Origin of the sequence: Alkalicoccus luteus (assembly GCF_012034335.1) — a bacterium.
GTDB lineage: Bacteria > Bacillota > Bacilli > Bacillales > Salisediminibacteriaceae > Alkalicoccus > Alkalicoccus luteus_A.
On sequence record NZ_JAATHJ010000052.1, the window covers coordinates 1 to 5,920 of the forward strand.

Here is a 5,920-nt window from a genome sequence, read left to right on the forward strand (position 1 = left end):
CACTGGTAATGGCCGGCATTGTGGAAGGCGTCTTTTCCTTTCTGCAGGGTCTTTATAGACAGTATATCCGTCAATCCTTGGACAAACAATCCCATCTTATTCTGGACGTTTTGGACTAGCAATAACACGTTGTTTAATGCGCTCTTCTACTGTTTGCTGATATGCAGGGTTTTGCTTACCTGAAAATGCATCTTTCCACTGTGCTACTTCTTGTTCTGGTGTAAGGTTATTGTTTTCACTCATAAATCATCATCCTTTAAATGTTTTTTATCGCTCTGCTTAAATCAATTAATAAGTGATTATCTTTTGCTTTAACTATAATTAAGTCTCCTGTGCTTATTTCTGCTTTATTTAATATGCTTTCTGGTATAACAATTCTTCTATTCTTGTCTAACTTACTTACATAATTGTGTTTATTACTCATGTTCTATACCTCCTAAATAAATAAAAAAAAGAAGCAGGATATAATTATCCTAGCTTCTCTAAGCACTAAATATATTTATTGTTTTAATAAGACTAAGTAATTATTTAAGAGCTAAAAAAAAGAAAATATATAAAAGAAAAAAGCTGCAACCGCGTGAGGTTTGCAACCAAACTATTCCCGAATCGGGGCTATCGTAACATCACTTTCTCATGTACTGAAAATTTTGTCAAGTTTAAATATTAAAATGTTTTTGCTTCTATTTTCGCTAATATATTTTGATGATACGAATTGAAGAATATACATGCCCCTGAGAGCTTCGAGAATCCTTTCTGTTAATCGTTATTTCTTCCTGAATGTCAAAGCATACGAAATCATAAAAATGGATATATGGAGCTCTCAGGAGATTTTTTAGAAGTGGAATCTTGGATTCATTTTTGCCTTCTTCAATTTTGTATAGAGTACATCTTTATCCCATATCTCAATACTATGTTTTTGTGCGTATTCAATGGCAGCTAATGTGAAATAAGAGGTAGTTATGAATATTCCTCCTGCTGCATTTTCGTTAATGATCGCAGAATGAAATTGCTGTATTTTAGGACGCCCAATCTTTTGACTAGTATATTTTTTGCACTCAACTATATATTTCTTCTTCTTTTCGTAAAATACAACATCTTTTCCCCCATCATTAGACGGGGGAGATACTTCAACCTTTTTAGCTCCTGTTAGCTGAAAATAGTAAGCTATAATATGTTCAAAATCGTTACCTGTAACTATCTCAAAGTGTATATCTTTCTTTTTCTTGCTAAATAACCCCATATTAGCCCCCTATTAGCTGCTATTTCTTTTTTGATTTCCTAAATGATAAATAAGCCTTTGATCTCGCTTATGACGCATTTTAGATATTATTAAGCCTACAAGATCATCTACAGAGTTAGTTTCCATATAATATAAGCAATCTTTTAATATTTGCTTCCTTTCAGCATGTGAAATAGGCAGGCTATGTGTTTTAGCTTGTGCTTGTTCAAATGCTTCTAAGAATGTTTTATTAAAGTGTTTACTAGTAGTGTTCCGTTCTACACTTCTTAGAAGGTCTTGTATGTCCTTTGAGAAGTGCTTTTCTATATATTCATGCATTTCTTTACTCTCTATGTATTTATAGTCATAAAGAGAGGGGGTATTATTATTCTTTATTTTTAAATCTTTGTTATTAACTTCTTTATTACTAAGTGACTGACTTTCCGTTGACGGTTTAACCGTTGACGGGTTGTCCGTTAACGGGTTTCCAGTCAACGGTTTATTATCCTTATCTTCGTACACATATGTAACAGACTTATCAAATTTTCCATTCTTACTTTTACCCTGCTTTTCTTTATAAATATATCCTTGTTGTTCTAATTCTTTTAGAATTGCTTTTATAGCGTCTCTACCGTTTTTCATATGCTTTTGTATGTCTAAGGCGTTAACTTCCCATGTAGAGGGCTTAGAAAGCAAATAAAGCATAACTCCTTTTGCTTGTGCTGATAGATCAGGGTTATTAACGATCTTATTGCATACTTGCGTAAAGTTACCCTTACTTTTATCTGTTTTATGAATCCTCGTCTGTGGTACACTACTCATAACTGTTAGTTCTCCTTTCGAGGGGCTATATCTTTTTTTATCCTCCTATGTGGCGTAGGGGGATATTTTTTTGTTCTATACCTTATAAAGCAAAATCATCCATAGCTGCATCCATCATATCCTGATTAACGCCTATATATTTTAAAGTTACAGATGGAGCTGAATGATTGAATATAGTTTGTAAAAGAGCAACGTCTTTTGTTTTTTGATAGAAATGGTATCCAAACGTTTTTCTCATAGTATGCGTACCAATTTCTTTAAGACCGGCTTCTTTTGCTACCTCATTTAATATTCTATAAGCTTGAACTCTACTTATCGCCTTCTCTTTGTTTTTAAATCCGGCAAATAAGTATCTATCATCGTCTAAAGTCTCTGTGTAGTCTTTAATTGCTTCTATCGCTGATTTATTTAGCTTAAACTTCTTCTGTTTGCCTGTTTTCTTCTCTTTTATATTTATATGTGTTCTATCTTTTACATCCTCTACTTTTAACTGCAATAGGTCTGAAACTCTTAATCCAGTGTTTATGCCTAACACAAATAAAAAGTAATCCCTCTTTGATCTGCGCTTTAAAATAGCTTTCACTTCTTTTATCTTCTCTGTACTTCTAATGGGCTGCACATACTCCATATGGCTATATCCCCTCTCTTTTACGAAAGATTTTATTAACAACATGATACACTATGTTACTAAAAAATACTATGTAATTTAAAAAATACCCTTTCTTTTGTCTGAAAGGGCGGTTTTAAAGGGTTTTATAGTTTTATGTAACTCAATAGATATTCTGTTACTAAAAAATAGACTTTATTAGTCTTTATGATATTTATATAAATGTGCTAATGTACAAAACTTTTAATTTACAAACACATAAAAAAAGAAGCACATAATTGTGCTTCTCAATTTTAAGAGAATTTCTTTTGAATTTCTTGTAGTTTATTATTCATTCCATGCTGATCTCTTTCAGTTAGTGTACCTATGTACTTAATATCGTCGGGTTTAGTTAATGTCTTACTGTCTTCTGGATGTAGATTCACGTATGAAGGAACCACGCAACCTGCTTCTTTCCAGTCTATTAATTCATAACGATATTGAGCATAGTTCTTATTACCTTTTTGCTTAGTTATTTCAAAACCATTAATAATCTCTCCAGTATCTTCAAAACAAACCAGAGGGCGTCTATCTCCACCCTCTGATCTTGTATAAGCTATATACATGGTAACAATGTCACCAAAACTATACGACGTCATAATCCTCAGCTCTGCTGTACCATCTAACATCACTTGGGTTATTTGGATCTAAAATTACTTTACCATTTTCAGTTGGTTTAGGAGAGTTATTGCCAAAGAAAATGTTCTTATCAATTTTCTGGATCTCTTCTTCAATAGTCTTAATTCTAGCCATTTTAATGAACCCCTTTCATTAAGCTAACTAACACTATCAATCAAAAATACTGAGTTGTACCATAGTACCATGCAGCTTTCGTTAAAATGTCTCGTAGAGACATTTTAACGAAAGCTGCATGGTAAATCAATAGTTTTTTCCTATTATAATATAACTGTAACATTATCAAGAAGAACATTCAATAGTTTTGCAGTGTATATTTGTATACCCAATTTATGATTAATTGCAACTGACAATGTATATTTTAATTTATGTACACCGGCTTTTTTGAAATAATAAGAAATACAACTTTACTTAGTGGGAGGTCATGTTATGAACGTTTTAATAGAAATCTTAAATAACAACATAGAATATTTAATTGGTCTAGTATCAGGTGCGGTTATAGCATGTTCTGGGGTGTTAATAGATCATAAGCTAAATGATGATAAGATCACTCATTTAGTTTGGAGGTTTGTAAGAGAAGAGTTTACATTCAATTTTGAGACATTGGAACAATGGGAAAATAATCTAACAAACGAAATAGGATTATTGGAAACAGGTGGTCAAATACATACTTTCCCCCCTCCTAAATTTAAAGTTAGGACATGGGAAATGATTTTTACTAAATTACCTCCTAAAAAATTTAATAATCAAACGCTCTTGCTACATTTACGGATAATGAATAATGAACTAATTAGATTAAACGATTCATACAATCAGAGATTGAATATATTAAATAGTTCAAAGCTACCCATAGATAATATAAAGAGTCTAAATAAAAGCACTATCGAATATATGCAACCTATGAAGAAGCGGTTAAAGATGCTAGAAAAAGAGTACGGGCTTGCTTTAAAAATAAATGAAACCGCTAAAGATGAAAAAAACGTATTTAAGAAGTGCAATAGAAAAGAAGAGTTGAAGGATTATAATAAAATAAAAGATCTTTCAGATGACACTAATTCAAATGCCAATGCTTAAAAGGTTAATATTATGATATTAAATAATGTTTTTTTAATAACAGAGCGTTTTATTGATGTATAATAAGGTTTATGCATATGTATAGATTAGAGGTGGTTACATGAATGAGAACGTAAGTAATAATGGATTAAAGGTTAAAGATGTTTCTAATCTCCTTCAGGAAAGCCCTAGTGTTATTAGAAATTGGATGAGAGAGCTAAAACCTTATATTCCTTTAAAAAAGGATGATAACGGCTATAACTTATTTGATGAGGAAGCATTAGCAGTCATGAAGCAGATCAAAGAGCTGCATAGAGACAGAAACTATTCTATTAAGCAAATAGAGCATTATTTCTCTACCGGCGGGAAAGATTATATTATCGTTCCTGATAAAAGTACGGAAGAAATACTTGCTGAAGAGTTAAGGGATATTAAAGAGCGTTTAAAGGTACAGGAAGAAGAAAATAAGAAGCGTGATGAATTTACTAAGCAATTATTAAAACGGTTGGATGAGCAGCAAGAATACATAGATAAAAAGCTGCTTGAAAGAACAGAAGAACCTTCTAAAGCATTAGAAGAGGGGGAAAAGGAAGAGGAAAAAGAAAAGTCTCCTTGGTGGAAGTTTTGGCAATAACTATTATTCTTCCTCTCCTACATCATCAATGACTATAACAGCATCCTGATACTTCTTTTTCTGAAGCTCTTTATCTAACGCATTATATGAGCCGTTATAGTCTTTAAACAGATCAATAATATAGTGTCTGCTCTCTGGAAACTTCCCTTCTAATCGTTTAAGGCGTGCTAACTGATTACTTTTATTCATATTCTTGTTCCTCTAATGCTTTTATTCTGCTTTCCATTTCCCCGTCTCTAATTGATGTTAAGGCTATGCTACATAAATAGCCGATAGCTCTAGCCTTTTCTATTTCCTGTTTGTTGAGTGTTTTCTTATTCCTAAGAATATTAATTTGTTCTGCTAATACCTGTCTTACGTTCTGAGGTTTGCGTATATACTTGTTCTTTGCAGTCATAGGGTATACTACCCCTTCCCTTTAAATCGTTGCTGTATAAGGATTCAGAGCTTTATTTAGGGCTTATTTAATCCATTTTCAATGCTAAACGATCTTTTAAATTGCTTAGTTCCGTTTCTGCATCAGTAACTTTGCTATCTAACGCTTCTTTACGTTTGATTAAATAATCCATAGCTGCTGAATCAGCTCTAGTCTCTACTCTTCTCTGTGCCTTATCTCTGGCAGTTTTAAGCCTATCTACTTTTATTTGCGTATCGTTTACTAAGTTTCCTGTAAAACGTGTACTCATTCGTTATTCTCCTTTATTCGTTTTAATGATTTGCTGCATAAAGCAATTTGTTTTTAGTGCTTCATTAGCACGTTCATGATCTCTCTTTTCACGTTGTTGTTAATGACACCTTAAAATGTCCCGAGGTTGACGGAACACCTTGACCGGCAGGAGACGGAAAACGTGACCGTATTTAAACAGCTAAAACGGGAACACACCTTATCGGTCGTTCCCGTTTTTCACTA

Annotated in this window: 12 protein-coding genes; 2 read left to right on the forward strand and 10 right to left on the reverse strand. The window is 32.7% G+C overall.

What is annotated here, in order from left to right; genetic code table 11:
* Nucleotides 1-96: 96 nt before the first annotated feature.
* The 7 genes from HCN83_RS17620 to HCN83_RS17650 form a co-directional block, all read right to left on the reverse strand.
* Nucleotides 97-243 (reverse strand): hypothetical protein, encoded by a 147-nt coding sequence (locus tag HCN83_RS17620; RefSeq protein ID WP_168009700.1) that lies wholly within the window; start codon nucleotides 241-243, stop codon nucleotides 97-99.
* Nucleotides 244-256: 13 nt separating this feature from the next.
* Nucleotides 257-424 (reverse strand): AbrB/MazE/SpoVT family DNA-binding domain-containing protein, encoded by a 168-nt coding sequence (locus HCN83_RS17625; RefSeq protein WP_168009701.1) that lies wholly within the window; start codon nucleotides 422-424, stop codon nucleotides 257-259.
* Between the two features lie 408 nt (nucleotides 425-832).
* Nucleotides 833-1,240, reverse strand: a complete 408-nt coding sequence (locus HCN83_RS17630) for a restriction endonuclease (RefSeq protein WP_168009702.1) — start codon at nucleotides 1,238-1,240, stop codon at nucleotides 833-835.
* A gap of 12 nt (nucleotides 1,241-1,252) precedes the next feature.
* Nucleotides 1,253-2,041: a hypothetical protein gene (locus HCN83_RS17635; RefSeq protein ID WP_168009704.1), complete on the reverse strand. Its 789-nt coding sequence runs from the start codon at nucleotides 2,039-2,041 to the stop codon at nucleotides 1,253-1,255.
* Nucleotides 2,042-2,123: 82 nt separating this feature from the next.
* Nucleotides 2,124-2,669, reverse strand: a complete 546-nt coding sequence (locus tag HCN83_RS17640; protein ID WP_168009706.1) for a site-specific integrase — start codon at nucleotides 2,667-2,669, stop codon at nucleotides 2,124-2,126.
* Between the two features lie 272 nt (nucleotides 2,670-2,941).
* Nucleotides 2,942-3,316 carry a hypothetical protein gene (locus HCN83_RS17645; protein ID WP_168009708.1) on the reverse strand — a complete coding sequence of 125 codons (375 nt, stop codon included), beginning with the start codon at nucleotides 3,314-3,316 and terminating at the stop codon, nucleotides 2,942-2,944.
* Nucleotides 3,273-3,440, reverse strand: a complete 168-nt coding sequence (locus HCN83_RS17650) for a hypothetical protein (protein ID WP_168009710.1) — start codon at nucleotides 3,438-3,440, stop codon at nucleotides 3,273-3,275. The genes HCN83_RS17645 and HCN83_RS17650 overlap by 44 nt, the downstream gene beginning before the upstream one ends.
* A 312-nt stretch (nucleotides 3,441-3,752) precedes the next feature.
* Here HCN83_RS17650 and HCN83_RS17655 point away from each other — a divergent pair, with 312 nt between their 5' ends.
* Together HCN83_RS17655 and HCN83_RS17660 are read left to right on the forward strand one after the other, a co-directional pair.
* A complete protein-coding gene (locus tag HCN83_RS17655; RefSeq protein ID WP_168009712.1) occupies nucleotides 3,753-4,397 on the forward strand; it encodes a hypothetical protein in 645 nt (214 codons plus the stop codon).
* A 100-nt stretch (nucleotides 4,398-4,497) separates the two neighbouring features.
* Nucleotides 4,498-5,010 (forward strand): MerR family transcriptional regulator, encoded by a 513-nt coding sequence (locus HCN83_RS17660; RefSeq protein ID WP_168009714.1) that lies wholly within the window; start codon nucleotides 4,498-4,500, stop codon nucleotides 5,008-5,010.
* Nucleotides 5,011-5,013: 3 nt separating this feature from the next.
* Here HCN83_RS17660 and HCN83_RS17665 read toward each other — a convergent pair whose 3' ends face one another.
* The 3 genes from HCN83_RS17665 to HCN83_RS17675 all read right to left on the reverse strand — a co-directional run bounded on the left by HCN83_RS17665 (nucleotide 5,014) and on the right by HCN83_RS17675 (nucleotide 5,696).
* Entirely contained in the window at nucleotides 5,014-5,199 is a 186-nt protein-coding gene (locus HCN83_RS17665) for a hypothetical protein (protein WP_168009716.1), read from the reverse strand.
* Nucleotides 5,192-5,407, reverse strand: a complete 216-nt coding sequence (locus HCN83_RS17670; RefSeq protein ID WP_168009718.1) for a hypothetical protein — start codon at nucleotides 5,405-5,407, stop codon at nucleotides 5,192-5,194. The genes HCN83_RS17665 and HCN83_RS17670 overlap by 8 nt, the downstream gene beginning before the upstream one ends.
* Before the next feature lie 67 nt (nucleotides 5,408-5,474).
* The gene (locus tag HCN83_RS17675) at nucleotides 5,475-5,696 is read right to left on the reverse strand and encodes a hypothetical protein (RefSeq protein ID WP_168009719.1); all 222 of its coding nucleotides are present in this window, start codon (nucleotides 5,694-5,696) and stop codon (nucleotides 5,475-5,477) included.
* Nucleotides 5,697-5,920 lie beyond the last annotated feature (224 nt).